We start from the raw sequence: 25605 nt of genomic DNA, 5'->3' as shown, positions 1-25605 counted from the left end.
GAAACCACTCGAAGGCGAGGTACGCCGACGTCCGTTTTCGGAAAAGCTTTCCGACGATAAAACATTTGCAGTTGTACGCGTCGCCGGTTACAGACTGCTCCAGCGACCGGGCGACGCCGAAGCAGTCGGACCGATACCCGTCGGCGTGGACGACCCGCCCACGTCACCCGGGCGGTGACGGGGTGAACGGCGTCGTCGACCCGGCCGCCGTGGCGGTGGACGCACAGGAGAAGTGAGCCGAGAGTGCGGAACGACGGGGACGGCCGTCGCTACGTCTGCCCCGCGCGGTCACCCTCGAACGCGTCGAGCCACGACCTGACCGTCTCGCTGAGGACGCCGGCCGTGCTTCCGAGGTGGAGGAGTTGGTAGCCCGTCTCGGCCTTCCCGTTCACGTCGTCCATCCCGAACCCGAGTCCGCCGAGCGGAACGTCCGCCTCGACGGCGGCCGACCGGACGCGTTCGACGGCCTCCTGCACCTCCGGGTGGTCTATCTCGCCGGGGTGTCCGAGCGACACCGAGAGGTCGAACGGTCCGACGAAGACGAACCCCAACTCCGGGACGGACAGAATCTCCTCGACGTTCTCGACGGCCGCCGCCGTCTCTATCGTGGTCCCGACCAGAGTCTCTCTGTCCTCGGTGGCGAGGTAGTCGTCGGCGAGTCCCCACCGGCGGGCGCGCGGGGCCGCCAGTCCCCGTTCCCCGGGGCCGCCCTCGTACCGGAACCGCGCCGCCTCGACGGCCGCCCGCACCGTCTCCGCCTCCCGCACGCGCGGGAGGAACACGTTCCGAACGCCGGTGTCCAGCGCCTTCCGAACCGTCGCGGGCGCCGTGTCCGGCACCCGGACCAGCAGTTCCGTGCCGGTTCGCTCGGCCGCCCGGAGCAACTCTTCTATCGCCGGCGCGTGGTCGGGCGAGGGGCCGCCGTGTTCGAGGTCGATCCAGACGAAGTCCGCGCCGAGTTCACCGTACAACTCCACCAGCGTCGGACTGTACGCGTTCTCGAGGACGCCGAGTGCGACGCCGCCGCTCTCGAAAGCCGCCCGCAGGTCGTTCGTCGACTGCGTGTCTGTCATATCCCACAGGTGACACTCCCCGTCGTCATAACGCTGTCTGCGTCGACGGCGGACAGTCAGTCGCTGGCGAGTGTGTCGGCGGTTCGGCCCGCCGTTTCGCGAACGCCGAGTCCGAACGGCCGCCGAAAGCGAACAGCGGTAGTAGTGTAATGCCCGGAGCCGTTGGACTGTCCGCGGCACTCACTCGTGGGCGAGGTTGACCTCGATGACGTTGGCCGCCTGTTTCACCGTGTCGATGATCTCTCGTTCGCGTTCGGCCGACGCGAGGCGGTTGATGGGCGCGGTGATGCTGATGGCGGCCTCCCGTCGGTCACCGGTGTCCACCGGGACACCGACGCATCCGGTTCCGTCCACTCGTTCCTCCTTGTCGTAGGCGACGCCCTCGGACCGAATCGCCGCCAGTTCCTCGAACAGCGTCTCGCGGTCCGTGATGGTGTGCTCCGTCTCGCCGGGCAGGCCGCGTCGGTCGAGAATCTCTTCGACCCGGTCGTCCGAGAGACTCGACAGCAACGCCTTGCCGATGGCCGTCTGGTGGAGGTACACGCGCTTGCCCAGACTCGTGTCCAGGTTCACCGCTCGGTCGCCGCTCGTGGTGTGGATGTAGATTCCGTACCCGCGTTCCTCTATCATCAGGTTCGCCAACTCGCCGGTCTCGACGGCCATCCGTCGCACTTCGGGCTTCGCCACGTCGTAGATGCCGTCGTATCGCTGGGCGATGCCCCCCAACTCCAGACAGCGCAGGCCGACGAGGTACTCGCCGTCGCGGAAGACGACGAATCCGCCGTTCTCCAGCGTGTTGAGGTGCTTGTATATCGTGCTCTTGGCGAAGTCGAGTTCCTCGGCCAGTTCGGCCAGGGTGGCACGGCCGCCGAGGGACTCGATACCCGACAGCACCGACAGCGACGTCTCGGTCGCCCGCACCGACGCCGTTTTCGCGTTTCTCATTGAGAAACGGATACCGCTCCCTGCGGATTAAAATTACCGTCGGCACCTGCCCTCGCCTCCGCCCCCGGCCGCGTCTGTCGTCCGTTTCGACCGCTCGGTCGAGCCGACGTTCTGTCGATTGCCCCCGCCGGCCGTTCGCAAAGACGAAATATAACCCAAAACAGACACGAACGCGGCCGGTCGGCGTCGACGCTTCCGAACGCGAAGCGGTGGGCGCGATTGTCGTCCGTCTCGCCAAAGCAGTCCCGTTCGATGGGGGAATCGTCGGGGGTTCCCCGACACGTCGCTCCGCCACCGCGACCGTCACCGAGAGTCCTGTTTCCCCACTTCGAACGGTACAGAGAAGTGACGTTTCGGTGCGTCAGCAACGTCCACGAACATTTTGCCACAATACGTTCGATTAAATATCTCGGACGTGGCCTTCCGTACGTCACATGAGCGTCAAGCGTCACTACGAGCGCGAGTTCGTCCGAACGTTCTTCACCTCTCCGACGGCGGTGGAGGGCGAAGACGACTCCGCGAAGATGCTGCGAAGCGCGGCCCAACTCTCCGGGATGCAGGCGCCGGACGTGTGGGTGCCGGACAACGAGGACGCGACGGCTCCGTCGATGCGCGACGAGGGCGTCGAGAACATCATCGAAGTCGTGTCCGAACACGGTGCGGACTTCCCCGGCGAGATTCATCCGCGCATCGTCTGGCACCGGGACTCCCCGGGCACACGGTATCAGGGCTTCCAGCACATGCTGGAGATTGCCGACCCGGACAACGGCGCCGTCGACCACATCGACGGGTTCGTCGTGCCCGAAGTCGGCGACATCGACGACTGGAAGAAGGCCGACGAGTTCATCACCATCGTGGAGAACGAGCACGGCCTCGAAGAGGGCAGCCTGTCGATGTCGGTCATCGTCGAGAGCGGCGAGGCCGAGTTGGCGATGGGCGACCTGCGCGCGGAGATGGGCAGGCCCGCCAACAACCTCGAACGCATGTTCCTCCTCGTCGACGGCGAAGTCGACTACACGAAGGACATGCGAGCCATGACGCCGACGGGCGAACTGCCGCCGTGGCCGGAACTCCGTCACAACACCTCCCGCGGTGCGAGCGCTGCCGGCCTCGTCGCGGTGGACGGCCCGTACGACGACATCCGCGACGTGGAGGGATACAACGAGCGGATGGTCGAGAACCAGGCGAAGGGGATGCTCGGCATCTGGTCGCTGACGCCCGGACAGGTCGTCGAGGCGAACAAGTCCCCCCTGCCGCCGAAGACGGGCAGTTGGCTGCTGGAGGTCGGTGACCGAGAGATAGAACTCGACGCCGAGGACGGCAAGCAGGTGTACCGCGGCGACGACGTGGGACTGGAGTCGACCGACGACGGCTACGTCCTGCGCGTCGGCGGCGAGGAACACGAACTCGACGAGGACGAACTCCGGCAGGAACTGCTCGACATGACCGCCTACGTCCCCAGCATGGACGACATCGTGGACTCGATGGAGGAGTTCGAAGCCGCGAAAGAGGCGGGCAAGGGCGCCATCGCGATGACCCAGTCCGCGACGCTCGTCGTCGACGGCGTCGAAGTCGAACTCCAGAAGGACCGGATGTGGGACGAGGCAACCTATCAGGCCGCGCAGACGCCGATTACGCTGTTCCAGGACGTCTACGAACACCGACCGGACCAGCACGAGGAACTCGAGGAGATGTACGGGTCGGACGTCGTCGAACGCGCCACGAACGTCGGTAACTGACGGCCCGACGCGACGCGAATCGATTCGCTCTCGGCGGTTCTCGCCGCCGGCGCTTCACTCCTCCAGCGGTTCGATGAGTTCGACGGAGTGACCGTCGGGGTCCGCGACGAACGCCGTGTACGCGCCGGCTTCCGGTTGCGGTCCCGGTTCCTTCTCGACGCCGTAGTGGTCGATGCGTTCCACCGTCTCGTCCACGTCCTCGACGCCGAGAGCGAGGTGGTCCCAGCCGGTTCCCATCTCGAACTCCGTCTCCCCGTCCGTCTCGGAGAGTTGGAGTTCCACGCCGTCGTCGTCGCTGACGTAGTAGTTCGTCGTCTCGCCGTCGGGGGTGGTGAACTGCCACGACTCGGTGAAGCCGAACTGTTCGTAGAACGCGATGGACTCCGCGGCGTCCGCCACGTTCAGGCACACGTGTAGTACTGACACACTGGGCATATCTGGTTCTGAACTGCCCGGGTCAAATACGTGTGGGTCTCGGCGGTGGGTCGATTCCGTTCCGTGCTGTGTCGTGACGTACCGTGCCGCGCTTGCGACGGCCCCCGAACCCGCGGTAACTGGTTACGTGTAGCATAGGACTTAACTATTGTCGATGATAGATTTCGACATGGCGATCGAAGACAGGGACGCCACCTGGTCGGCCGGCGAACTCGGCCACGACCGTCCCGACGTGGCGGAGTACCGCGACTTGGCGAGTGACCTCCGCGCCCGCGTCGACGGGGGCGTCGAATTCGACGAGTACGCGCAGGTGTTGTACTCGACCGACGGGAGCATCTACAGCGCGAAGCCCGCGGGCGTGGTGTATCCCACCGACACCGAGGACGTGCGGGCGGCCGTCGAGGTGGCGACGCGGCACGAGGTACCGATACTCCCGCGCGGGACGGGGTCGTCGCTGGCGGGCCAGACCGTCGGTCCGGGCTGCGTCGTCCTCGACGTGTCTCGGCACATGGACGACGTGGTGGAGGTGCGACCCGAGGAGAAGCGCGTCCGCATCCAACCGGGCGTCGTGCAGGACGACCTGGACGCCGTCCTCTCGGAGTACGGGCTGAAGTTCGCCCCCGACCCGGCCTCCTCGAACCGCGCGACGGTCGGCGGCGGCATCGGCAACAACTCCACCGGCGCTCACTCCGTCAGGTACGGCATCACGGACGCGTACACCGAAGCCGTCACGGCGGTCCTCTCCGACGGGTCCGTCGTCGAGGCGCGCGAAGTCGTCCTCGACTCCGAGGAGTGGAACGACATCGTCTCGAAAGACGACCGCGAGGCTCACGTCTACCGGACCGTCCGCGAGGTGGTCGAGGAGAACGAGGCCGAGATAGCCGACCGGTACCCCGACCTCAAGCGCCGGGTGTCGGGCTACAACCTCGACCGGGTGGTGTACGAGAACGACGACGGCGAGCGAGTGATGAACCTCGCGAAACTGTTCGTCGGGAGCGAGGGGTCCCTCGGCGTCATCGTCGAGGCGGAACTCTCGCTCGTGACGGTCCCCGAGGAGACGGCGCTGGCCCTCTACTGCTTCGACGACCTGGTGAAGGCGATGGAGGCCGTCCCCGTCGCCCTGGAGTACGACGTGAGCGCGGTGGAGTTGATGGACGACGAGGTGTTCCGCATGGCCGCCGAGTCGGACGGCTACGCCGAGTACGTCGAGCCGATTCCGGACGGAGCGGACGCCGCCCTGATGCTGGAGTACGACTCGGAACTCCACGACGACTTCGAGGCCGCAATCGCGGCGACGAACGAGCGATTCGTCGCCGACGGTGCGGCGTTCGACGTCGTGGAGGCGTACACCGACGCCGACCAGGCGAAACTGTGGAAACTCCGCAAGGCGGCCATCCCGTTGCTGATGAGTCTGGAGGGCGACGCGAAGCCGTACCCGTTCATCGAGGACGCGACGGTGCCGCCCGCGGAGTTGGCCGAGTACGTGCAGAAGTTCGAGGACGTGCTGGACGACCACGGCACGTCGGCGGCGTACTTCGCCCACGCGGGGTCGGGAACGCTCCACATCCGACCCATCCTCAACCTCAAGAGCGAGTCCGGCATCGAGGACCTGCACTCCATCACGGAGGACGTGACCGACCTCGTCCTCGAACACCACGGCTCGTTCTCCGGCGAACACGGCGACGGGATGGCCCGGACGGAGTTCAACCCCAAGATGTACGGCGAGGAGCTCTGGCAGGCGTTCAAGGAGGTCAAGACGGCCTTCGACCCCGACTGGTGGATGCACCCCGGCAACGTCGTCTACCGCTCGGGTCCCGACGACGTCGGGCCCGACGCGGACCGCGGCGTCGGCGCGGACAACCGCGAACACCTCCGGTACGGCGCGGAGTACCAGTCTATCGCGCCGCAGACGACGCTCGACTTCGACGACGAAGGCGGGTTCACCCACCTCGTCGAACTGTGTAACGGCTGTGGCACCTGCCGGCAGACCGGACACGACGTGATGTGTCCGACGTACCGCGCGTCGAACGAGGAGGTCCAGACGACTCGCGGCCGCGCCAACATGCTCCGGTCGGCCATCAGCGGTGACCTCCCCGAGGAAGAGATTCACACCGAGCGGTTTCAGGAGGAGGTGCTGGACCTCTGCGTGGGCTGTAAGGGCTGCAAGAGCGACTGCCCCACCGGCGTCGACATGGCGAAGCTCAAGACCGAGGTGAAACACCAGCACCACCAGAAGGAGGGCGTCGACCTTCGCGAGCGACTGTTCGCGAACATCGACGCCGCCTCGAAACTCGGCTCGGCGCTGGCACCGCTGTCGAACTGGGCGACCGCGGTTCCGGGCGCGCGACGGGTCATGCAGACGGTGTTCGGCATCGCACCCGAACGCGAACTGCCGCCGTTCCGGCGGGAGACGCTCCGGGACTGGTTCGCCGAACGCGGCGGCTCGACCGTCGAACGCGCGACCGCAGACCGCCGAGTCGTGCTGTTCCCCGACACGTACACGAACTACTCGTACCCCGCGGCCGGGAAGGCGGCCGTCGAAGCCCTCGAAGCGGCGGGCGTCCACGTCGTCGTCCCCGGCGACACCGTCCCGTCGGGCCGCGCCGCCTACTCGACGGGGATGCTGGACCTCGCCGCCGACCGGGCGCGGACGAACACCGACCGACTCGCCGGCCCCGTCGCCGCCGGTTGGGACGTCGTGTTCGTCGAACCCTCCGACGCCGTGATGTTCCAGGACGAGTACCTCGACCTGCTCGACGGCCCCGAGGTCGAACGCGTCGCCGACAGCGCGTACGGCGTGCTGGAGTACCTCGACGCGTTTCGACTCGACGAGTCGCTCCCGATAGCCGACCGGACGCCCGGCGCGGCCGGGTCGCTGAGCTATCACGGCCACTGCAACCAGAAGGCGACCAACAAGGACCACCACGCGGTCGGCGTCCTGCGCCGCGTCGGCTACGAGGTGGACCCGTTAGATTCGACCTGCTGCGGCATGGCCGGCAGTTTCGGGTACCACGACGAACACTACGACCTCTCGAAGACCATCGGCCGTCTGCTGTTCGACAAAGTCGACGAGAGCGACGGGGAGCGAGTGGTCGCACCCGGGGGGTCGTGTCGCTCGCAACTGGGCGACCGCGATGGCGCCGACGGCATCCCGCCACACCCCGTCGAAGCGGTCGCCGACCGACTGTAGCGGCGCGCCGCCCTCGCCGGGGCGTTCCGCTCGGCGAGGGCGTCCGTGGACACGGTACGTTTCGTCCGTTAGCACCGTCCCTTCAGCCGACTTTCGCCCCCGGAGCGGACCGTCGCTGGTGAAGATACAAGCCGATGGCGACCGTACTTTCTGCCATGGCATCGACGCTGGCCGACCAGGAGTGCGAGGCGTGCACCTCAGAGGACGAACCGCTCACCGAAACCGAGTACGACGACTACCTCGCCGAACTCGACGACGACGTCTGGGAAGTCGTCGACGACCACCACCTCGACGGTACGTACGCGTTCGGGGACTTCAGAGACGCCCTCGAGTTCACCTACGAGATAGGCGAACTCGCCGAGGAGGAGTGGCACCACCCCGACCTCCACCTCGAGTGGGGCGAAGTCCGCGTCGAGATGTGGACGCACAAGATAGACGGCCTCCACAAGACCGACTTCGTGATGGCGGCGCGGATGGACCGGATTCACGAGCAGTACGCGCCCGCGTGACGGGCCGGTCCGGAGCGACGGCCCCCGGGACGGCTTCGACCCGACGGCGGCGACGACTCCGACCGAATTACCGCCGACGGGTCCCGAGAGAGGGAAGACGACCGACGACGCGGCCCTGACATCAGTATAAATACTTGGATTAATTGGCGGTGGACCGTCGGCAGAGTCCGTTCGCCGACTGGGACGTGGATGGACGGTTAGATATCGCCGAAATACCACATATCGGCGGACGGGTGCCGAGAGGCAGCGTTCGAAATCGACGCTCACGTCGGCTTGCGATGGACGATGCGAACGCGCCCGCGGTTCGCGCCCGGTCGTCGACCCGTCGACGAGGGAATCGCCGCGATATTCCGCGAGAGAAGCGCTTTCACCAGCGACTCCGGTACCGCGACGCGACAGGGCCCCGGATTTCGTCTGTTGGCGCCGCCGTCGCTCGCCCCGTCGCTCGCCGCGACTGGATACAACTACTACTATTCGAGTAGCGGTTCGGACGGCGAGGTTCTCCCGTGGCGACGTCCGCCGAGGCGACGCCCCGCGCGCCCCTTCCCACCACGTGAGAACTCAGTTCGGGAACTATACGCTCCCCCGCTGTACCGTCGGATTGCCGCACATACACGGAGGCTTACTACTATGAGCGAACGCGTGACCGACGACGAAGCCGAACGACCGCCGACTCCCGACGACTCCGCCCCCGCGTTGGCGGCCGAAATCGTCGTCTCGCAGGGCCGCCCCGCCGAGTGTACGCTGTTCCCGCCCGATGCGGACGACTTCGAACGCATGACGACCTGGATAACGGCCAAAGAGGGCTCGTTCGTCAGTCTCGACGACGTCCGATAGCTCTCTCTCGTCGACACTGACTCCCTGTAGCCGTGTTAAAGTACCACACGATTCTCGACTGGTGGTAGGTGTCGACGGACTACTTGTGACTGCGAACCGACAGTTCAAGTGTCATGCCAGTATCCAATCTCGCGGTCGAGGCCGAAACGGCGAACAGAGAGACGGCGTTGAAGGAACTCGCTCGGACGATGGCGGACGAGGAACTCGGTGACCTCGTCATCGTCGAGGACGACGAACCGGTCGGTATCGTCACGGACCGGGACATCGCCCTCGCGGTGGCTCACCACGACGACCTGACCGAACTGACCGCCGCCGACGTCATGACGTCGGACCCGGTGACGATTCACGAGGACGCCACGGCGGTGGACCCCCCGGCGACTATGGCCGACGGGGCGGTGCGACGGATTCCCGTCGTCGACGACGACGGCAAACTCGTCGGCATCGCAACGCTCGACGACGTCGTCGCGACGACGGGCGAGATGCTCGACGACGTGGCGACGGTCATCGAGGCACAGTCGCGCGAATACGAGCCGGACGACTGACGCTGCAGGTGGCCCGGACCGTCGTCACGGCCGAACTCGCCACCCTCCGGCGCACTCTTTCACCGTCGAGAGCGACCCGCGTCGCTCATTGGTCCGTCCGTTCGACGTTCAGCGAGGCGTCTTCGTCCCCCTGGACCGCCCGCCGCCACACCATCTCGAACTCGATACTCTGCTTGGCTTCGGGTTCGCCTGCGGTCCAATCGGACTCGCCTTCGAGTTTGAACGTGATGGGGTCGACCGGTTCGAGCGTCACCCGCCGGTTCCCGAGTTCGAGTGTCACTTCACCGTCGTCGTCGAGTTGGTCCGCCAACTCGCGGAGGTAGGTGGCCACCTCCGCTCGCGTCCGCTGTTCTTCGGTTTCGAGTTCTCCCATGCAGGTTCGTATGCGCCACTGTCTCATAGTCGAGTCGGTGGTTCCCACCGCGTAGGAACGGCGTGGTCGCGTCGCTGCGGGACCCGCATCGGCTCTCGGTCGTCCGGACTCCGCGGCGTCGTCCGCTCTGCATCGTCAGCGGAGCGAAACGTTATGGTCCCGGCGGACCTCGCCCAGAGGCGAACACCGTGGAACCGAGTACCGTGAGCGGGACGATAGCGCGGGTCCGCGTCTCCGGCCCCCTCTGGCTCGGTGGCCTGATTTCGCTGGCGCTGTTCCTGTTCGGAGTCCAACTGCTGGGGACGGCGACGGAGGCGGCGGCAGTCCCTCTCGGACGGTTCTTCGACCGCTACGTCGCCGGCGACGTGCGAGCACTCGGCGTCAGTTGGGTGGCCACGTACGCCCTGACGAACGGTTCGGTCGTCGCCGCCCTGGCCGTCTCGCTGTTCGACGCCGGCGTCGTCACGGCGACGCAACTGTATCTGATGGTTGCCGGGTCGCGACTCGGCGCGGCCGCAATCGTCGTCTTCGTCGGCGCGCTGGATTACCTGCAGAAACGCCGGTACTCGGTGGGAAAAGCCATCAGTCTGGGGCTGCTGACGTTCCTGTTGACTCACTCCGTCTACCTGCCGGCGACCCTCGTCGGCTACCTCCTGTTGCCCTGGTTTCGGACCGCGTTCGCGGACGTGGGCGGCCACCTCGAACTGACGTTCCAGCCGCTGTCGGTGCTGGAACCGGCGACCACGGCCATCGTCGACGCCGTCGGCGCCGCCCCCGGATTCGGCGTGGCCGTTCTGGTTCTGTTCGGCAGCCTGAACCTCTTCGACCGCGTCCTCAAGCGGGTCGATACCGAGTGGCTCCGTCAGCGCGTGTTCCGGCGGTTCCGTCGGCGGTGGGTCTCGCTCGGCCTCGGCGTCCTCGTCACCGGCATCACCACGAGCGTCGCCTTCTCGCTCGGCGTCATCGTCCCGCTCTACAACCGCGGCTATCTGGAACGACGGGAAGTGGTCCCCTACGTGCTCGGCGCGAACATCGGAACCCTGTTCGACACAGTCGTCGTCGCCGTCGTCCTGGAATCGCCCGAGGCAGTGGCGTTCGTCTTGGCCCTCCTCGTCGTCGGCACGGCGGTGACGCTGGTCGAGTTACTGTGGTTCTCCGTCTACTTCGACGCCATCGAGGGGTTCCACACCCGTCTCGTCGACGACCGACGAGCGCTCGCCGGCTTCCTCGTCTCGCTGGTGCTGGTTCCGGTGTCCCTCGCGTTGTTCCCCTTCTGACCCGCTGGCGAACGCCGCGCGCATCCGCGCCCGATTCCGCTCGCGCCGTCGCAGTCGGTCGCTCCGGTTCCTCTTTTGTGCTTCGGCGTCGAACGTCGACCGTGCCCGAAATCGACCGACTCCTCGTGGCGTTCGACGGGACGCCGCTCGCACGGAAGGCGCTCGAACACGCACTGGAGACGTACCCGGGGGCGGAGATAACCGCGCTCCACGTCGTCGACTACGTGGAGGAGAGCTACGGGGCCGAGGCGCTAATCGGGTCCGAGGAACTTCGAAAGCGGGCGAACGACCGCTCTGCGTCCCTGCTCGCGTCGGCGAAGGAGACCGCCGCCGACCGCGGCCGAGAGATATCGACGGCGACGCGGGTCGGAAAGCCCGCCCGCCAGATCGTCGCGTACGCCGAGGAGCACGGCGTCGATACGATAGTCATCGGCAGTCACGGTCGCTCTCTCGTCGCCCGAGCGATCCTCGGGTCCGTCGCCGAGACGGTGGTCAGACGCGCGCCGACGCCCGTGGTCGTCGTCAGATAGCCACCCGACCTCCGCTACCGACCGCGACACCACGTCGAACGCCGACGACCGACCGTCTCAGTCGCCGTCTCGGACGCCCGTCCCGTTCTTCGCGTACCAGCCCCCCACGGCGAGCACCGCGCCGAGGAGGCTCGCGAGGACGTCCGCAACCTCGAACGCCCGTCCCGGAACCCGCTCTTGAACCCGGCCGGTCACGAGGCTGTGGACGGTCGAGCCACAGACGGCGAGGACGGCGGCCTGTCGCTCGTCGCACCGCCCGCCGCGAAGCGCGTCCGCGAGTGCCACCGCGTAGGCCGCGTGTGCGACCAGATGCAGGACCTTGTCCGGGCCGACCCACTTCCACTCCGGATGACGCTCCAGCGGTGAGGGGACGACCGACGCGACGAAGAGCACGACCGTCCCGACGATAGCCGCCGTCCACCGAGAGTCACGGAATCGAGACTGCATGTGTTCCCATACGTCCCCTGGCTCTTTGGTTTGCGGGATGGCCGTCCGAACACCTATCGTCGTCCCGAACGCATGCTCGGCCGATGGACCCACTCGTCTGGACCGTCGGGACGACGTTCTGCATAAGCCTGATCGCCTGGCTCGGCGCTCTGACGCTCTTTCTGAACGACGAACTGCTGGACAGGGTCCTGTTGTTGCTCGTCGCGTTGGCCGCCGGTGGCCTTATCGGCGGCGCCTTCCTCCACCTCCTCCCCCGCGCCATCCAGGAGTACGGTCGAGCGGACACGCTCCCGTTGTTTCTGTCTCTCGTGGCCGGGTTCTGTCTGTTCTACGTCCTCGAACAGTTCATCCACTGGCACCACCACCACGCGGCCACGCACGACCACGAACCGGTGTCGTACCTCGTGTTGCTCTCCGATACGATTCACAACTTCATCGACGGACTGGTCGTCGCGGGCGCGTTCCTCCTCGGCGTCGAGGTCGGACTCGTGACGGCGGCAGCCATCGCGCTGCACGAGATTCCGCAGGAACTCGGCGACTTCGGCGTCCTCGTGTACGGCGGGTTCGATCGGACGCAAGCGCTCGTCCTCAACTACCTCACGCAGTCCACCGTCATCCTCGGGGGCGTCGCGGGCCACTACCTCGCCGGCGTCGTCGGGTGGACGCCCGTGTTCCTCCTCCCGTTCGCCGCGGGTAACTTCGTCTACATCGCCAGCTCGGACCTGATTCCCGAGATAAAAGAGGATCGAGACGTCCGGAAGGCGGCGCTGCACTTCGCGGTCTTTCTGAGCGGTATCGTACTGATGCTCGGCGTGAAACTCCTCCGTCGCGGACTCGCCTGACGCCGCCCCCTCAGAGTATCTCCTCCAGCGCGCTCACGACCCGTTCGTTGTCCGTCGGTCGGGCCGTCGTCACGCGCATGTACCCCGGACCGAGTCGGTCGTCGTCGAGCGGCTTGACGTAGATATCCCGGTCTCGTAGCGCCGCCGCGACGTCGGCCGCGTCGTGCGGGGCGAAGTCCGCGAGGAAGAAGTACGTCTCCGTCGGGAACGTCTCGACGCCCAGCGACCGGAGGTCGGCGGCCAGTTGCCCCGCCCACGACCGAAGGTCGGCGATGCGCCCTCGAATCTTCGACTCGTGTTCGAGGGTCGCGATGGCCGCCGCCTGACTCGGTCGCGTGAGCGGATAGGCGTCGTTGCTCGCGTTCAGGTCGGCGGCAACGGCTTCGGGAAGGACCGCGTACCCCACGCGAAAGCCGGCCAGACTGTGCGCCTTCGACAGCGTCCGGGTCACGAGCAGGTTGTCGTGTTCGGGCACGAGGTCCGTCACCGACTCGTCGACGAAGTCGACGAACGCCTCGTCCACCAGAAACCGCACCTCGGGGTTCGCGTCGAGCAACGCCGGGAGCGGCGCCGTATCGAATCCGGTCCCGTTCGGGTTGTTCGGGTTCACGAGGACGGCGAGCGTCGTCCCGTCGGGGACCTCCAACTCGCGGAGGTCGAACCGGAAGTCATCGCCCGGGGTGAGCCGCGTCTCGGTGTACACCTCGGAAATCTCCGGGAACAGGGGGTAAGTCGGCGTCAGGAGGTGGACCTGCTGTCCGAACCGGTCGAACAACTGGCGGAGAATCAGTTCGGACCCGGCGTTGACGTGAACGTGGTCGGTCGAAACGCCGACGCGGTCGGCGAGCAGTTCTCGCAACGGCGCCGAGTGAGGTTCTGTGTAGTGGTTGCTCCTCGGCAGTTCGTCCCGGGCGGCTTCGACCGCCTCGTCGATGGGCGGGAGGGGATTCTCACAGAGGAGGAGTTTCACGCCCTCGAATCCGGCGCCACCTTTCTCTACCGTCGAGGCGTCGGCCATACGAGGACTGACGGAGCGCGTCGTAACAAGCGTTTCCCGGAAGCGGGCTCGTCCCGCCCCGAACATTGGTATCGACGTCGCTCGTACATCCACCCATGCCGAAGACAGCCCCGTTCGAGACGCATACCGAGCGATACGAGGACTGGTTCGAGGCGCACGAGGACGCCTACCAGTCCGAACTGGACGCCCTCGGTCGCCTCGTGTCGACGACCGGTTACGGCGTCGAAATAGGCGTCGGCAGCGGTCGGTTCGCCGCACCGCTCGGGATGCAGGTCGGACTCGACCCCGCGGTCGAGATGCTCGCGTACGCCCGCGAACGCGGAATCGAGGCGGTCAGAGGCGTCGCAGAGTACCTCCCGTTCAGCGACGGAACGTTCGACACCGCGCTCATCGTGACGACCATCTGTTTCGTTGACGACATCCCCCGGACGCTGGCGGAGGCCGAACGCGTCCTCGCTCCCTCCGGTTCGCTCGTCGTCGGGTACATCGACAGGGACAGCCCGGTCGGTCGAACCTATCAGGAGAAGAAGGAGGCGAACCCGTTCTACCGGGAGGCGGTGTTCGTCTCGACGGAGGAACTCGTCGAGGCGCTGGAGACCGCCGGTTTCACCGACTTCGACTTCGTGCAGACCATCTACCACTGGCCGGGCGACGTCGACGGTCCGGAACCGGTCGAGTCGGGGTACGGCGACGGCTCGTTCGTCGGCATCAAGGCGAGTCGATAGCGCCGGGGACGCGGTGACGCTAGTCGAGGCGTATCCGCCGACGACCCGCCGCGGTCGACTCTGTGCCGCGGACCGCAACGCGGACGGGAAGCGGTCAAAACAGCGGCACCTGTCCCGCCACGAGGGCCTCCGTGAGCGACGGCGTCTCTTCGAGTTCGTCCTCGACGACGCGCCGCACCGCCTCGTCGTCGCGCGCCGTCGTGTCGATGTCGACGGCCATCGGTTCCGTGACCGGGTCACCGATCTTCGAGAGCAGTTTCACCTCCGTGTGGTCGGCACCGAGCGTCTCGTGAACGCGTTCGGCGGCGTTCGTCGCCACGACGTTGTACAGTTTCCCGACGTGGCTGACCGGGTTCTTCCCGCCCGTCGCTTCGAGACTCGTCGGTCGGTGCGGCGTGATGAGCCCGTTCACTCGGTTCCCGCGTCCGACGTTCCCGTCGTCGCCCATCTCCGCGGAGAGGCCGGTCTCGGTGAGGTAGACGCGTTCCGACCCGACGTCGTCGGCGGCGTTCACGTCGACGTGTACCGTTCGAGTCGTCCGCTCGGTCGCGTAGCGTCTGACGGTCTCACCAATTAACTCTTTCACCGCCACGTACTCGTCGATGTCGGCGACGTGCCGCGAGATGACGGCGGCCGCGACGGTGAGTCGGAGGTCGTCCCCGGAGCGCCACGCCATCACCTTCACGTCCTCGCCGACCGCCGGAATCGCTCCGCGTAGCTCCGATTCGATCCCGCGGACGATTCTCTCGGTCTCCGACAGCGGAGCGTAGCCGACGCCGACGCTGGTGTCGTTCGCTCGTGGAACCGCGCCCGCGTCGAACAGCGACCGTAACTCCACGGACGTCTCTCCGATTCTCGATTCGAACTCGACGTCGTCTCTGGACACCTCCCGGAACCGCGCGTCGACGTAGTCTTCGGCGGCTTCGACGGCGATGTCGTCGACCGGGATTCGTCGGCCGTCGACGGTCTTCGTCGCTCTGCCGCCGAGGAGGACGTACATCGGCTCGCCGACCGTTCCGCCGCCGAACGCCGGGTCCGTCGTTCCGGCGACGAGTTGCACGCTATCGGTGTTGTGGTGGAGAATCCGACCGAACTCGTCCAGATAGCGCCGCGAGAGGTGTCTGGAGACGGCTTCGGCGATACCGTCGCAGATGGAGTCGGGATGCCCGATTCCCTTCCGCTCGACGAACTCCGTCGAACGCGACGAGATGGGATTCCGGTCGAGGTATCGAATCGTGACTGTTGGGTTCGCCATCGGTACAGAGACTGTGGTGTGCTAGCAAAGAATAATCCGCCGCTGTCCCCATCCTCGGACATGGACGAACGCGAATCGCTCGCGGCGATTTACGAGTGGCTCCCGGACGCCGGCGACGACGCCGCCGTCGTCGGCGACCTGATATTCACGGTGGACATGCTCCACCAGCAGACCGACTTCCCCGAGGGGACGACGCGGTACACCGCCGGTTGGCGCGCCGTCGGCGCTTCGCTGTCGGACGTCGCCGCGATGGGGGCCGAGGCGACGGCCGCCGTCGCCGCCTACGCGGCGCCCGAGTTCGACGGCGACGAACTGCACGCGTTCGTCCGCGGCGCGCGCGACGTCTGCGAACTGGTCGACGGCCGGTACGTCGGCGGTGACCTCGACACTCACGACGAGTTCACGGTCGCCTCCGCCGTCGTCGGCCGGACGGAAGCGCCCGTCTATCGGTCCACCGCGGCGGTCGGCGACGCCGTCTGCGTGACGGGGACGCTCGGACGGACCGGAGCGGCCATCCGCGCGTTCGAGCGAGGGGCACACGACCGGGGGAACGACCTCTTCCGGTTCGAACCGCGAGTCGCCGCGGGCCGAGCGCTGGCCCCGCACGCGTCGGCCATGATGGACTCCTCCGACGGACTGGCCCGGTCGCTCCACCAGTTGGCCGAGGCCAGCGACTGCGGCTTCGCCGTCGCGTGGGACCGCGTTCCGCTCGACGACGCCGTCTTCGAGGAGGCGACGACCGACGCCGACGAACGCGAGTGCGGCCTCTACACGGGCGAGGACTTCGAACTCGTGTTCACGGTCCCTCGCGACCGACTGGAGGCCGCGCGAACGGCCTCGCCCGTTCCGGTGACCGTCGTCGGGGAGGTCACGGAGGAAGCGGTGACCATCGACGGGGAACCGGTCCCGGACCGGGGGTACACCCACGGCGACTGAGACCGTTCCGTCGCCGCGCGGATGCCGACTCGACCGTCCGTGGCGACGCCGGCCCGCCCCGTCGACAGGTGTGTGTCTATTTGACGCTCGTCCGCGTACGGGAGTGTGGAGGCCTCTCCGACCGTGACGCACACACTCGAAATCAGCGACGAACTCAGAGAGCGACTGGACGACCACCTGGAGGATGACGAGACGTACGAGGAGTTCATCACCGAACTCGTCGCGATATACGAGACCGAGGGGGTGTTCCTCCAGGAGGGCTACTCCGAATGAGTCGCCCGCCGCCGTGACGGCACCGCGGAATCCGCCGTCGCCGCGGGTTCGGCCGCCGCCGGGAAACCGCGACCGATTCCTGCGGACCGGGACCGAGTGTCACGTTGATGTCCCCCGCGCCGTACCGACCGGTAGAGCGACCATGTACGACTCGATACTGGTGCCGACCGACGGGAGCGACGTCGCGCGGGCCGCGGCCGAGACAGCGGTCGAACTCGCGGGGCGGTTCGACGCCCACCTCCACGTCGTTCACGTCCTCGAACCCGGGGAGTCGTCGACGGCGGACGAAGCGGACGACGGACTCGCGCGGAGCGCAGAGCGCGCGACGTCGCCCGCCGCCGAGATAGCCACCGACGCCGGTCTCGACGTGAGCGTCACCGCGGTCGAATCAGAGGGCCGGATTCACCGCACCATCCTCGACTACGCGACCGAACACGCTATCGATTGCATCGTGATGGGAACGTACGGCCGGACCGGCGTCGACCGGTTCGTACTCGGGAGCGTCGCCGAGCGGACGATACGCGAGTCGCCCGTGCCGGTCGTCACGGTCCACGAGGGGACGATCGTCGACCTCCCGTTCGACGCGATTCTGGTGCCGACCGACGGCAGCGACTGCGCGCGGGCCGCCGCCGACCACGCCATCGAACTGGCCCGACTGACCGGTGCGGCACTGCACACGGTCCACGTCGTCGACGCGGGCGTCCTCCACGGCGGCACCGACCCCGCCACCCTCCTGGAGTCGCTCGAAGACGCCGGCCAGCGGGTGCTCGACGCGATAGTCGAACGCGCCACGGAGGCGGGCGTCGGGACCGTCGAGGCGTCGGTCCTGACCGGGTCGCCGCACGGGGCCATCACAGAGTACGCCGACGAGTACGGCGTCGACTGTATCGTGATGGGGACGCACGGGCAGACGGGACTCGACCAGCGGTTCCTCGGCAGCGTGACCGAACGCGTCGTCCGGACCAGCGACCTGCCCGTCTTCACGATTTCTGACGGCGGTCCCGAGGAGTGAGCCAGCGATTCGACTCGCGGGCTCGCGGTCGTAACCGTCTGCCCCGCCCGTCGGCCCCTACAGCGCGTCCTCGAACCAGTCCGCCGCCACCGCGGCGACTTCTTCGAGTTCGCCCTCGCCCTCGAACAGGTGCCCCGCGCCCTCGACGACGTGCAGGTCTCTCTCGCAGTCGAGGCGGGCGAACGCGTCGCGGTTGAGTTCCAGCACCTGCGTGTCGGCACCCCCGACGACGAACAGCGTCGGCGCCCCGACGTCGTCGAGCACCTCCGACGCCATGTCGACGCGGCCGCCGCGCGAGACCACCGCGCCCACGTCGTCGCCCAGACGCGCCGCCGCCCGAAGCGCAGACGCCGCGCCCGTACTGGACCCGAAGTAGCCCACGTTCAGGTCGCGGGTATCGTCGCGGTCCCGCACCCACTCGGTGACGGCGACGAGGCGGTCCGTCAGCACCGGGATGTCGAAGCGGTTCTCGCGAAGCCGGTCCTCCTCCTCGGTCAGGAGGTCGAACAGGAGCGTTCCGAGCCCTCGCTCGCGGATGACCTCGGCGACGTAGTTGTTGCGCGGACTCTTCCTGCTCGACCCGCTCCCGTGAGCGAACACCACCAGTCCCGTCGCCCCGGGCGGGACTTCGAGCATCCCCTCCAGTTCGACGCCCTCGACCGGGATGTCGACGAGCGTCTCGCTGCGCTGCGTCATGCTGAAACCGACGCGCCCGCCGCGCTTTAGCGGTCGGGGTCGTTCCTATCGCGTGGGAACGTTCGCGCGTTTCAGGGCAGTGGGAGACGTTCACACACGAACACGCATGGCAGACCCTCGCCGATTCAGCGACCGGGCCGAGGCGGGAGCGCGACTCGGCGCGGCGCTCCGTGACCGGGGCGTCGACGCGGACGTCGTCCTCGCGATTCCCCGCGGGGGGCTCCCCCTCGGCCGCGCCGTCGCGGACGCGCTCGACGCACCGCTCGACATCGTCGTCGCACAGAAGATAGGCGCGCCGGGGAACCCCGAGTACGCCATCGGCGCCGTCGCCAGCGACGGCACCGTCTGGCGCAACGAGGAGGCGTTCTCCCGGACCGGGTCCGACGAGGACTACTTCGAACGGGAGCGCGAACGCGAGGCCGAGAACGCCCGGGGAAAGGTCGAACAGTACCGCGGCGACCGACCGGCTCCCGACCTGACGGGAAAGCGCGTGGTCGTCGTCGACGACGGCGTCGCCACGGGGTCGACCGTCAGGGCCTGTCTGCGGATGCTCGCGGACCGCGACGCCGAGCGAATCGTGCTGGCGGTGCCGGTCGGACCGCCCCGAACCGTCGACGAGTTGTCGGCGATGGCCGACGACGTCGTCTGCCTCCTGACCCCGAGCGGGTTCATGGGCGTCGGGCAGTTCTACGAGCGGTTCGACCAGGTGTCCGACGAGGAGGCGATGAGCTACCTCGAACTGGACGAGTGAGCGACCGGTCGGCGTCGTCGCGTCGCGACCGCTGGCTCGACGGTCGTCTCACCCCGCGATTCGCGCGATTGCCGTCGCCTCGCGATAGTTCGCGACCGCCAAGAGGAGGTAGCCGACGGCGAGGACGACCCACTCCCGACGCGTCAGCGACCACTCGCGCGGCGACCGGACGCGCTCGAACTCCTCCCTCCAGCGGGGTCCGGACGCCTGATGCCAGACCATCACGCCGCGCGTGGCGACGACGACGGCGACTATGGCCGTAATCTCCAGCGGTCCGCTCCGCGCAACGAGGACGGACAGCGACGGGGCGATTCGCGCGCCGGTCCCCACCGCCAGCGACCCAGTCCCCCAGATTGCGCCGTACCCGGGCGCCTGAACGACGAGGAGGACGTATCCGAGCGGCGTGTTCACCGACCGGAACGTGTTGGCCGCTATCGCGACGAGCGTGACGCCGACGTTCCACGCGAAGAGACGGAGGAACTCCGACGCGACGCTGCCGGCGTAGTCGGCCGTCGCGCCCGGATTTCCGCCGCGCAGCAGTCTCTGCGGGAGGAAGGCGTAACTGCCGACCCACGCGACGGTGAACGCCGCCGCGACGACGACCCACAGCGACGCGAACCGGACGAGCACGTCGTCGTGGTTGACGTATCTGCCGACCGTCCGCGCGAATCGGGTGCCGCCGGCGACGAGACTGTCGGACACGGGTTCTCCGTCACCGAGCGTCCTCGACCGTCGCGCCGACTTCGAGCGCGAAACTGGCGGCGGACACGATGTCGCCGATGCCGACCGTACCCGCGGGGTCGTCGACGACGCGGTTCGGGCAGGCGACGACGGACGGGGTCGCGAGCACGCCGTCCTCGGCCGTCGCGTCGACGGCGTCCGCGAGGGACTCGACGGCCCGCTTCCCCGCCGTCGACGGTTCGTACTCCAGCCCGGTTTCGAGCGCCTCCGGCCCGTCGATGTGCCCGGTCGCGGCCTTCGTCGCGGCGTTGACGGCGGCGAATTCGAGGCCGCGTTCGACGGCCTCCGGCGGGAGGTAGTCGTCCATCACCGCGAGGTGGTAGTGCATGGCGTGCATCCGGACGCAGTCGACGCCGAGGCGGTCCCGAAGCGCAACGAGCGTTCGGTAGTGCGCGACGATGGACCGCTCCGGCGACTCGTCTTCGAGGGACGCTTCCTCGAGGGCGCCGACGGCGCCGTCGCCCTCGTCCGCCGGTTCGGCGGCGAGGTTCAGGTCCTCCCGCAGCAGGCTCAGTTCGTGCGGGTCCAGACCGACCACGTTCGCCTCCGGGAGAATCGTCTCCGTGACGCTCCGACGAAGTTCGTCGTCGTGCGTGACCGCGTACTCGACGTGGACGGGGAACTCCCGTTCGGACCGAAGTCGGCGCAGCACGTCCCGCGCGTGGCGAAGCGTCCGGTCGTAGCCCGCCTCGACGTTCTCGGGCGTCAGGTTGTGGTACCCCGCGAGGAGTGCGCCGTGGGTGCCGTCGCCCACCTGGTCGATGACCGCGTCGAGTTCGCCGGCGTGCAGGTCGAACTCCGGCGGCCGCGAGGCGGCGATGAACCGCGTGTTGCCCGTCGCTCGAACGCCGAAGAACTCCGCGCCCTCCCTGAACTCGAATATCCAGTTTATCTTCGTTCGTTCGGCTGTCGGCGCGTCGTCGAGGGAAGCGAACCGGACTTCGCCGTCCTCGACGAGGGGGAACCGGATTCGCTCCGGTCGGTCGAACATCGACCGCTGCGTCTCCGACAGCAGGTAGGTGTAGACGACGGGCGACGCCGCCAGCGTCGACAGCAGGTTGGTCATGATGCCCGCCTGTCCGCCCATCTGCATCGCGTCCGCGCGGAGTTTCGCCTCCAGTTCGTCGGCGAGGTCGGCCGTCATGGCGCCTTGGTCGCCCTCGCCCGCGGCCATCGCGTGCGCGATAGCGGTCGCGAGGTCCGACTTCGACGCGAGGCGGTCCGGGGGCGCCGTCGTCCCCGGGTCGCCGGCGGGCGGTTCGAGTGCGGCCTCCAGGGACTCGTCGACCCGAATCACCGCGTCCACGTTCGCGTTGTACGCGACGAACAGCGACAGGTCGCGCACCGTCTGCAAGTCGTCTTCGAGTCGACTGCGAGCCTCCGTCATGCACCCCTATTCCGCCGACCCGAGTAAGTAACTGGTGGTGGGCAATCGGTCGTCTGCACGGCTTTGCTCGCTACTTCGACCAGCCGAGAGCGCTGCGCCACCCGCCGTCGTGACGTTCGCTTTAACTTTACGAGAGTATCGTTGTAATCACACAGTCTCTCGGACTTGACTGAATACCGTGCCAGCGGCTGGGAACCGCCTTGCGGACGCCGAGCTAGCGGGTTTACGTAGCTGCGAGTGGACAGGACTAGTCGGGTGACTCACATGACAAAGCTAACGCTCGACGATTCGAAGGAGATAGTATCGGCAGCAGAGGCGCGGGCCGAGGAGATGGGCGTCCCGATGTGCATCGCGGTGATGGACGACGGGGCGAACCTCGTCGCGTTCCACCGGATGGACGGCGCGCTCCTCGCCAGCATCGACATCGCACAGAACAAGGCGTACACCGCCGTCTCGCTGGAGATGGATACGGAGACGGTGTGGGAAGTCTCCCAGCCCGGCGAGTCGCTGTACGGCCTCGGCGGGACGAACGACGGCCGCATCGTCACGTTCGGCGGCGGTCTCCCGCTCGAAGTCGACGGCACCGTCGTCGGCGCCGTCGGCGTCTCCGGGGGGAGCGCCGAGGAGGACGTCACCGTGGCGTCGGCCGCCGTGGAGGCGTTCGAGTCCGGCTAGCGGGTCGTCGCCGACCGACGCTCGCACTTCCCGTCGCCCGGGGGTCGCCGTCACTCGGGCGGCAGCATCTTCCCGGGGTTGAGCGTCCCGTTCGGGTCGAGCGCGTCCTTTATCGCGCGCATGACCGCCACGGCGGCGCCGTGTTCGCGGTCCATGTACGACCGCTTGCCGATGCCGACGCCGTGTTCCCCCGTGGCCGTGCCGCCCATCTCTATCGCGGTGGTGACGACGCGTTCGTTGAGTTCGCGGACGCGAGCGACCATCTCCGCGTCGTCGGGGTCCACCAGCGGCGTGTAGTGGAGATTCCCGTCTCCCGCGTGGCCGACGCACGGCGTGAGCAGGTCGAGGTCCGCCGCGGCCGCCTCGACGGCGGCGACGATGTCGGGATACGCGGAGATGGGGACGACGACGTCGCCGACGACGCCAACGTCCCACTCCTCCCGGTGGGCGCGGGCCGCGGGGAGCGCGTCCCGCCGGGCGGCCCAGACGCCGTCCATCTCTCCTCGGTCGGCCTCGGTCCACCGGTCCATCCCGCAGTCGTCGAATATCTCGCGGACGAACTCGAGGTCGGCCTCCACGCCGGCCGCGGAGTTGCCGTGGAGTTCGACCACGAGCGTCGGTTTGGGCGCGAGGTCGGCGGCGTCGCTGTAGGCGTCGATGAGTTCCGCCTGCGTCGGCCCGACGAACTCCAGCGCACCCGGGCGGACGCCGTACCGAATCACCTCCGCGACGGCTTCGGCCGCCGAGCGCTCGTCGGGGAAGGTGGTGAGCGCCGCGCGCTTCTCCTGCGGGACGCCGACGAGTCCCAACGTCACCTCCGTCACGACGCCGAGGGTGCCCTCGCTGCCGACGAACAGGTCGACCAGGCTGTACCCCGAGGACGTCTTCACCGCCGCCGTCCCGCAGTCGAGTACGGTCCCGTCCGCGAGGACGACTTCGAGGCGGCGGACGTGGTCCCGCGTCTCGCCGTAGCGGACGGCGTTGAAGCCGGAGGCGTTCGTGGCGACCATCCCGCCCACCGTGGCGAGGTCGCCGCTCGAGATGCCGGGCGCGAACCGCAGACCGTGGCGGGCGAGTCGGTCGTTCAGGTCGTCGTAGACCACGCCCGGTCCGACCGTGGCCACGAGGTCCGACGGCCGCGGGTCGACGTGGTCGATACCGCGCGTCGTGAGGACGACGCCGCCCTCGACGGGGACGGCGCTTCCCTCCAGGCCGGACCCGCCGCCCCACGGCGTGACCGGCACGCCCCGGTCGTCGGCCGCAGCCAACACCGCCGACACGTCCTCGGTCGACGCGGCGTGCACGACGGCGTCGGGTTCGGCGGGGTCGTGCGGACTCGCGTCCGCCGCGTATCGGTCGCGCTCGCCGACGCCGAACTCGACGCGGCCGTCGAGTTCGAGCGTCGCGAGGAAGTCGCAGTCCCAGTTCGGCATTGGTCGGTGTTCGCCGTCTGCCCCCTTTGGTGTTACTCATCACGGCGATTGGAACCGCGCCACACGGACGGTACCCGTCGACCCGATCGAGATGACAGCATATAAATATCTATCTGCTATCAGTTCCGAACCGTAATGGAGTTAACAGAGTTCACGCGGTCGAACGCCCCGTCTACGGGCGTCGACGGATTCCAGCGAGAGAACAAGCGACTGCTGAACGTCCCGGTCGACGGGACGGTGATGATAAAGGCCGGGACGATGGTCGCCTACACCGGCGAGATGACGTTCACGGGGAAGTCGTCCGCCGAAGGCGGACTCACCGGGTTCATCAAAGAGGCCGTCAGCAGCGAAGGGACGCCGATAATGGAGGCCGAGGGCAACGGGAACCTCTACGTCGCCGACCAGGGCAAGAAAGTTCAGATTCTGGACCTCGACGCGGACGAGTCCATCTCGGTCAACGGCGACGACGTCCTCGCGTTCGAGTCCGGCGTCGACTACGAGATAAACACCATCGGCGGCCTCTCGGAGGCCGCGGCGGGCGGTCTGACGAACGTCTACCTCACCGGCCCCGGCACGGTGGCCATCTCGACGCACGGCGACCCGGTGGTGATGACGCCGCCGGTGTTCACCGACCCGGACGCCACCGTCGCGTGGAGCACCAACCTCTCTCCGTCCGTCGCGACGAACAAGACGTTCGAAATCGGTCAGACGTCGGGCGAGGCGGTGCAGATGGAGTTCACCGGCAACGAGGGCTTCGTCGTCGTTCAACCGTACGAGGAGGGCGGTCAACGACACGGACAGTAGTCCGTCGGCGCGTTCGGGGCGACTCGCGGATTCCGCCTCCCGAAACTACTCGCGGATAGGTTTGTTACTCATCTGAAGCAGCGGTGGTCTCAAAACCGGACCTTCTCTGACAGAGCTCTCTCACACACCACTCTTCCGAACAGGGAGACGAACGAACGACCGAATTTACTATCGAACGGTGCCAGTTCATCGCTAGACGTGGTTCAGTCGAACTCTCTCCATCGGTGACTGTCCCGTGCGCGAAGTGCGGACACCCGAACGAGGAGCGGATGTCGTGGTGCAGTATCGCACGATAGCCACAATGGTCTAATGTTCCCCGCGATAACGGTGTCTCGATTGCACTCAGAGTGAGTGACTGCCCGCGGCGTCTCCGAGTCTGGTTCGGGCAGCGTACCGACCCACACATGCCAATTCAACAACTCGTCACACAGCTCGAACACACGTTCGCACCGGCCCGCCAGTTGCTGACACCGATCCTCTCCAGTCCCGCCGTGATGGGCGTCTGGGCGCTTCTCGTCGTCGCGTCCGTCGGCACGCTCTGGTGGGACGTCAGAAATCGGAATCAGGCGCTCCCGTCGATGATGAAAGGGGTCTGGACGCTGGTCGTCCTCTACTCCGGCCCGTTCGGCCTCGCTATCTACTGGTACTCCGGACGGACGCAGATTTCGCACGACTCGGTGTGGCGACGGGGTCTCCGCTCGACGGCCCACTGCTACTCGGGGTGCGGTGCGGGCGAAGTCGTCGGCATCCTCACCGCACAGGCGATTCTCGGCCTCGCAATCGGCTGGGTTGCCGCCATCACGTTCGGCTTCGCGTACCTGTTCGGCTACGCGCTCACCGTCGGCCCCCTGATGCAGGAGGGCGTCGCTTTCTGGGAGTCGATGAAGGACGCCCTCTACAGCGAGACGCCGTCGATCACCATCATGGAGATAGTCGCCATCGGGGCGGACCTGCTCCTCGCCGCGTCGGCACACGTCACCGACGTCCTGTTCTGGATGGCGCTGGCGTTCTCGCTGTCGCTCGGGTTCGTCGCCGCCTTCCCCATCAACGTCGTCCTCGTCAACTTCGGCGTGAAAGAGGGTATGAAGAACCCCGCCGAGATGGGCGACGACGGCCGCAGCACGCGTTCGCAGGCGCAGGCGGGCGACTGATCCCTCACC

The 25605-nt window shown here is 67.4% G+C and carries 27 protein-coding genes; 16 read left to right on the top strand and 11 right to left on the bottom strand.

What is annotated here, in order from left to right; translation table 11 throughout:
• Nucleotides 1-269: 269 nt before the first annotated feature.
• Together BM310_RS15770 and BM310_RS15765 are read right to left on the bottom strand one after the other, a co-directional pair.
• A complete protein-coding gene (locus tag BM310_RS15770; RefSeq protein ID WP_089809503.1) occupies nt 270-1073 on the bottom strand; it encodes an HpcH/HpaI aldolase family protein in 804 nt (267 codons plus the stop codon).
• A 180-nt stretch (nt 1074-1253) separates the two neighbouring features.
• Complete coding sequence (locus BM310_RS15765) at nt 1254-2018, bottom strand: IclR family transcriptional regulator (RefSeq protein ID WP_089809501.1); 765 nt, start codon at nt 2016-2018, stop codon at nt 1254-1256.
• A 434-nt stretch (nt 2019-2452) separates the two neighbouring features.
• On the opposite strand from BM310_RS15765, the gene aceB reads away from it, so the two are divergent.
• Nucleotides 2453-3757 (top strand): malate synthase AceB, encoded by a 1305-nt coding sequence (gene aceB / locus BM310_RS15760; protein ID WP_089809499.1) that lies wholly within the window; start codon nt 2453-2455, stop codon nt 3755-3757.
• A gap of 54 nt (nt 3758-3811) precedes the next feature.
• Here the strand turns inward: aceB and BM310_RS15755 are convergent, their stop codons facing one another.
• Nucleotides 3812-4192: a VOC family protein gene (locus BM310_RS15755; RefSeq protein WP_089809497.1), complete on the bottom strand. Its 381-nt coding sequence runs from the start codon at nt 4190-4192 to the stop codon at nt 3812-3814.
• A gap of 169 nt (nt 4193-4361) precedes the next feature.
• Here BM310_RS15755 and BM310_RS15750 point away from each other — a divergent pair, with 169 nt between their 5' ends.
• The 4 genes from BM310_RS15750 (at nt 4362) to BM310_RS15735 (ending at nt 9270) form a co-directional block, all read left to right on the top strand.
• The gene (locus BM310_RS15750) at nt 4362-7382 is read left to right on the top strand and encodes an FAD-binding and (Fe-S)-binding domain-containing protein (RefSeq protein WP_089809919.1); all 3021 of its coding nucleotides are present in this window, start codon (nt 4362-4364) and stop codon (nt 7380-7382) included.
• Nucleotides 7383-7537: 155 nt separating this feature from the next.
• On the top strand, nt 7538-7891 hold the full coding sequence (locus tag BM310_RS15745) for a 4a-hydroxytetrahydrobiopterin dehydratase (protein WP_089809495.1): 354 nt from the start codon (nt 7538-7540) through the stop codon (nt 7889-7891).
• A gap of 630 nt (nt 7892-8521) precedes the next feature.
• Nucleotides 8522-8728 (top strand): DUF7511 domain-containing protein, encoded by a 207-nt coding sequence (locus tag BM310_RS15740; RefSeq protein WP_089809492.1) that lies wholly within the window; start codon nt 8522-8524, stop codon nt 8726-8728.
• A gap of 113 nt (nt 8729-8841) precedes the next feature.
• The gene (locus BM310_RS15735; RefSeq protein ID WP_089809491.1) at nt 8842-9270 is read left to right on the top strand and encodes a CBS domain-containing protein; all 429 of its coding nucleotides are present in this window, start codon (nt 8842-8844) and stop codon (nt 9268-9270) included.
• A gap of 85 nt (nt 9271-9355) precedes the next feature.
• On the opposite strand, the gene BM310_RS15730 is transcribed toward BM310_RS15735, so the two are convergent.
• Nucleotides 9356-9643 carry an amphi-Trp domain-containing protein gene (locus tag BM310_RS15730; RefSeq protein WP_089809489.1) on the bottom strand — a complete coding sequence of 96 codons (288 nt, stop codon included), beginning with the start codon at nt 9641-9643 and terminating at the stop codon, nt 9356-9358.
• Between the two features lie 188 nt (nt 9644-9831).
• Between BM310_RS15730 and BM310_RS15725 the strand changes: the two genes are divergently transcribed.
• Nucleotides 9832-10920: a Na/Pi cotransporter family protein gene (locus BM310_RS15725; RefSeq protein ID WP_245778518.1), complete on the top strand. Its 1089-nt coding sequence runs from the start codon at nt 9832-9834 to the stop codon at nt 10918-10920.
• A gap of 101 nt (nt 10921-11021) precedes the next feature.
• Nucleotides 11022-11450, top strand: coding sequence for a universal stress protein (locus BM310_RS15720; RefSeq protein WP_089809487.1), 429 nt, complete (start codon nt 11022-11024; stop codon nt 11448-11450).
• Nucleotides 11451-11507: 57 nt separating this feature from the next.
• Here the strand turns inward: BM310_RS15720 and BM310_RS15715 are convergent, their stop codons facing one another.
• On the bottom strand, nt 11508-11897 hold the full coding sequence (locus BM310_RS15715) for a VanZ family protein (RefSeq protein ID WP_089809485.1): 390 nt from the start codon (nt 11895-11897) through the stop codon (nt 11508-11510).
• An 83-nt stretch (nt 11898-11980) separates the two neighbouring features.
• On the opposite strand from BM310_RS15715, the gene BM310_RS15710 reads away from it, so the two are divergent.
• Nucleotides 11981-12739 (top strand): ZIP family metal transporter, encoded by a 759-nt coding sequence (locus BM310_RS15710; protein ID WP_089809483.1) that lies wholly within the window; start codon nt 11981-11983, stop codon nt 12737-12739.
• A 10-nt stretch (nt 12740-12749) separates the two neighbouring features.
• On the opposite strand, the gene BM310_RS15705 is transcribed toward BM310_RS15710, so the two are convergent.
• Nucleotides 12750-13757, bottom strand: a complete 1008-nt coding sequence (locus BM310_RS15705; RefSeq protein ID WP_089809482.1) for a pyridoxal phosphate-dependent aminotransferase — start codon at nt 13755-13757, stop codon at nt 12750-12752.
• Between the two features lie 95 nt (nt 13758-13852).
• Here BM310_RS15705 and BM310_RS15700 point away from each other — a divergent pair, with 95 nt between their 5' ends.
• Nucleotides 13853-14482, top strand: coding sequence for a class I SAM-dependent methyltransferase (locus BM310_RS15700; protein WP_089809480.1), 630 nt, complete (start codon nt 13853-13855; stop codon nt 14480-14482).
• 94 nt (nt 14483-14576) lie between these two features.
• Here BM310_RS15700 and BM310_RS15695 read toward each other — a convergent pair whose 3' ends face one another.
• Nucleotides 14577-15737 (bottom strand): methionine adenosyltransferase, encoded by a 1161-nt coding sequence (locus BM310_RS15695; RefSeq protein WP_089809478.1) that lies wholly within the window; start codon nt 15735-15737, stop codon nt 14577-14579.
• Between the two features lie 60 nt (nt 15738-15797).
• Here BM310_RS15695 and thiL point away from each other — a divergent pair, with 60 nt between their 5' ends.
• The 3 genes from thiL to BM310_RS15685 all read left to right on the top strand — a co-directional run bounded on the left by thiL (nt 15798) and on the right by BM310_RS15685 (nt 17958).
• On the top strand, nt 15798-16673 hold the full coding sequence (gene thiL / locus BM310_RS15690; protein ID WP_089809476.1) for a thiamine-phosphate kinase: 876 nt from the start codon (nt 15798-15800) through the stop codon (nt 16671-16673).
• A 123-nt stretch (nt 16674-16796) separates the two neighbouring features.
• Nucleotides 16797-16946, top strand: coding sequence for a DUF7557 family protein (locus BM310_RS21495; protein ID WP_449271708.1), 150 nt, complete (start codon nt 16797-16799; stop codon nt 16944-16946).
• A 142-nt stretch (nt 16947-17088) separates the two neighbouring features.
• Nucleotides 17089-17958, top strand: a complete 870-nt coding sequence (locus BM310_RS15685; protein WP_089809474.1) for a universal stress protein — start codon at nt 17089-17091, stop codon at nt 17956-17958.
• A gap of 57 nt (nt 17959-18015) precedes the next feature.
• Here BM310_RS15685 and BM310_RS15680 read toward each other — a convergent pair whose 3' ends face one another.
• Nucleotides 18016-18654: a dienelactone hydrolase family protein gene (locus tag BM310_RS15680; RefSeq protein WP_089809472.1), complete on the bottom strand. Its 639-nt coding sequence runs from the start codon at nt 18652-18654 to the stop codon at nt 18016-18018.
• A gap of 106 nt (nt 18655-18760) precedes the next feature.
• Between BM310_RS15680 and BM310_RS15675 the strand changes: the two genes are divergently transcribed.
• Nucleotides 18761-19405, top strand: coding sequence for a phosphoribosyltransferase (locus tag BM310_RS15675; RefSeq protein WP_089809470.1), 645 nt, complete (start codon nt 18761-18763; stop codon nt 19403-19405).
• Between the two features lie 48 nt (nt 19406-19453).
• Here the strand turns inward: BM310_RS15675 and BM310_RS15670 are convergent, their stop codons facing one another.
• Together BM310_RS15670 and BM310_RS15665 are read right to left on the bottom strand one after the other, a co-directional pair.
• A complete protein-coding gene (locus BM310_RS15670) occupies nt 19454-20107 on the bottom strand; it encodes a hypothetical protein (RefSeq protein ID WP_089809467.1) in 654 nt (217 codons plus the stop codon).
• 10 nt (nt 20108-20117) lie between these two features.
• Nucleotides 20118-21533 (bottom strand): ADP-dependent glucokinase/phosphofructokinase, encoded by a 1416-nt coding sequence (locus BM310_RS15665; protein WP_089809465.1) that lies wholly within the window; start codon nt 21531-21533, stop codon nt 20118-20120.
• A 264-nt stretch (nt 21534-21797) separates the two neighbouring features.
• Here BM310_RS15665 and BM310_RS15660 point away from each other — a divergent pair, with 264 nt between their 5' ends.
• Nucleotides 21798-22208, top strand: a complete 411-nt coding sequence (locus BM310_RS15660) for a GlcG/HbpS family heme-binding protein (protein WP_089809464.1) — start codon at nt 21798-21800, stop codon at nt 22206-22208.
• Nucleotides 22209-22258: 50 nt separating this feature from the next.
• Here BM310_RS15660 and BM310_RS15655 read toward each other — a convergent pair whose 3' ends face one another.
• On the bottom strand, nt 22259-23641 hold the full coding sequence (locus BM310_RS15655) for an FAD-binding oxidoreductase (RefSeq protein ID WP_089809462.1): 1383 nt from the start codon (nt 23639-23641) through the stop codon (nt 22259-22261).
• A 135-nt stretch (nt 23642-23776) separates the two neighbouring features.
• Here BM310_RS15655 and BM310_RS15650 point away from each other — a divergent pair, with 135 nt between their 5' ends.
• Both BM310_RS15650 and BM310_RS15645 read left to right on the top strand, forming a co-directional pair.
• Nucleotides 23777-24445, top strand: coding sequence for an AIM24 family protein (locus BM310_RS15650; RefSeq protein ID WP_089809461.1), 669 nt, complete (start codon nt 23777-23779; stop codon nt 24443-24445).
• Between the two features lie 404 nt (nt 24446-24849).
• Nucleotides 24850-25596 (top strand): DUF4396 domain-containing protein, encoded by a 747-nt coding sequence (locus BM310_RS15645; RefSeq protein WP_089809458.1) that lies wholly within the window; start codon nt 24850-24852, stop codon nt 25594-25596.
• Nucleotides 25597-25605 lie beyond the last annotated feature (9 nt).

The sequence above is a fragment of the Halogeometricum rufum genome, assembly GCF_900112175.1.
GTDB classification, from domain to species: Archaea; Halobacteriota; Halobacteria; order Halobacteriales; family Haloferacaceae; genus Halogeometricum; species Halogeometricum rufum.
This window is presented reverse-complemented; position numbering and strand designations above follow the sequence as displayed.